1 protein-coding gene is annotated in these 2747 nt (G+C 45.1%); it reads left to right on the top strand.

Going from position 1 to position 2747, the window contains the following annotated elements:
- Positions 1 to 2697: hypothetical protein (locus tag Q0212_RS16475; protein WP_297927556.1), on the top strand; the 2697-nt coding region annotated here is incomplete at its 5' end.
- Between the last annotated feature and the right edge of the window lie 50 nt (positions 2698 to 2747).

The raw sequence follows: 2747 nt of genomic DNA, 5'->3' as shown, positions 1-2747 counted from the left end.
GATAAAGGGTTGGATAACTTTGCTTATTCTCCTAGTGTCGTTAATCGTACGGCGCATGCTGCATTGCCTATTGCCGACCCTGCTACTGAATCTCAAAGGGTTATGGATTGGGGGGTGCAAACTGCTACAGGCGCACTAATGAATCCTGCGGCAGGTGCTAAAGGAATGGCATTAAATGCGCTTAAACTTGGTGCGGCTGGCACTGTTGGCGGTGTAGTTGCTGAGAAAACAGGCTCTCCGATTGCAGGTATTGCGGCAAGTATTGCTGCGCCTATGGCGGCAAGTGCAGTTGGTAGTCGTTTGAGTCGTATCCCTCAATCAGTGACGCAAAACGGGCGCGAAAACGTAGCAGGGCGTCAATTATTGAACTCTGTTGCTGACCCACAAAAAGCAATAACAGCATTAGAAAACGCACCACGGCCAACTGTTTCTCGGCCAAAAAATGCAAAAGGTGAATATTTAGAAACTCCAACAGGCGCAACCACTGGCCAAGTGATAGCACAAGCAACTGGCGATACAGGGCTGCTTAAATCTGAAGATGTTATGCGTCAACGTCCCGGTGTTGCCGATGAGATTAACCAACGATATGCGGCAAATGCTGAGGCTAGACGACAACAATTATTAAGAATGATGCGTGACCCTGATTCTGCGCCTAATGTCGTTAAAATGGCGCGTGATGAAATTAACAACCTTGCACAAAAACAAGCACAAATGGCAAATGAGGCGGCACGTCAACAACAAACATCAATGCTTAATTTAGGTACAACAACAAGCGCGGACGATGCGGCTCAACGTTTAATAGCGGTTAGTGACCCGATAGTCGAAGCTAAAAGATTAGACATTAAAAACAAGTTTGATTCTGTCGACCCGTTTGATGAAGTCAAAGCCTTGCGTATGCCTGCGGCTCAAGTCTCAAGAATTATTGACGACGTTTATGCAGGTGAAACAATAGCGGCTGATAGCAAAGTCCGTGAAGTCTTAAATTTGATGAATAAGTTTGCTGCTCAAAACAAAGCGGCTAAAGATATTCCGGAATTAAACGCTATTCGTCCTGAAGTGCCAAAGCTGCCTACCTTTGATCGCACAGTTGTTAATCCACAGTTAGACGATATGCTAACTGCGGTTGCTAAGTATGGCGGTATTAGTCGAGAAGAAGCTGCAAGATTGGGTTTAGACCCTAAGATGTTGAATATGCGCGCTATGGGTGGCCTTGTGCCGTTCCCTGTGCGTGGCGGTACTACTTCAGACGAAATGATTACCAGATTACAGCAAGACGGCTACCCTGTCGATTTGTTGGATGATGCTTTGCGCGGGTATAAGGTTTATGCACCGCAAGGGCATGAGCTAATGGCTGCGCGTGCCGATGCTGAACGTAATCTTGAAATGTTTAACGAACAGTTAAAACTAAATCCCGATATGCTTGGCTCATCGATGACTTACAAGCAAATGCGCGTACTAGAGGAAAAGGCAGGGCGTTTACAGCGTGCTGCTTATCAAAATCCTGAGCTTGCAAAAGATGCGGCGGTGCTGACTCAACTCAAGCACTTGTTTCGTGGTGCTATGGATGACGGTGTCAAGAATGGTAATGTGCCTAAAGATATTTATGATAATTATAAAGCTGCGGTAAAGGCTCATGCTGAGTTTAAACAACAGCATGACCAAGGTGTTGCGGCTGATTTATTAAAGAATGGTTACGAGCGTAGAGGTAAGAATCTTGCTAGTGTGCCAACTAAAATGCTGTCAACTCGTGAGGGGTTGGATTCGTTTAAGAAGGCGTTTGGTAGCGAAGCTGAGGCGCGTCAAGCGTTAAGCGATAGATTGGCGACCACCTTTAGAGAATCTGTTTTAATACCATCAACAGGTGGCACTAAATCAGGTTGGCAAGAGGCTGCTATAAAATGGCAAAATGCTAATAAACTGGCTCTTGATGAGTTTCCAAACTTACGAGCTGCTGTTTCTGATGCAATCCGTAAATCTAAAACAGTGGATGAAATGGCCGCACGATTCAAGGCTGACACTGAAAAAATGCTTAAAAGTGGCGGCCGACTATTTGACAATCAAAAAGACCCTAGCGCGGTTATTGATTCTTTTCTTGCGTCAAAATCACGTCTTGCTGATAGTCAGTTTATTGTGAAAATGGCTAACGATTCGCCACAATTTAAGACTTCTTTGCGCGGTGCGATTGCTGAGAAAGTGTCGGGCATGACTAACGCCCAAATGATAGAATTTATTGAAAACAAGGCTAATCGTGAACTAATCAGGGGGTTATTCGGTGACACCGTTCTCAAAAAGTTTGACCGTGTTTTGATTGATGCAAAACGTGATGCAATAAGTACTGGCGGTACAAACTCTGCCACTTATGGGCGCGGTGCTACTGATAAGATAATGAACCAAAGTGTATGGAAGCTAGACACGGCAGGTGGAACACTAGGGGCGGCTCTTGGTGCGTTACTTGGTGGAGGTGTAATGGGGACAGTAGGGGCGGCGGCTGGCGGTGCATCAACAGCGCATTTAGTTAAAATAATGAACATGAAGCAAAACGCGACAACAGCAAAGGCAATGCTTGACCCCAAATATGGTGCTGAGTTATTAAAAAAACAGCTTGCGCCAACTCCATATAAGGCTAATTCTTTGGGTGCGCTTATTAAGTACACTGCTCCATCAACTATACCATCTCAAGATAAGGGTGAAAAATAATGTCATACTCACTATCACCAAACGTCAAAGCACGTTTTTTTATCACTGGC

The sequence above is a fragment of the uncultured Agitococcus sp. genome (genome assembly GCF_937920075.1).
Classification (GTDB): Bacteria; Pseudomonadota; Gammaproteobacteria; order Pseudomonadales; family Moraxellaceae; genus Agitococcus.
Note: the sequence above shows the minus strand (reverse complement) of the source record. Positions and strands in the feature narration are given on the sequence as shown.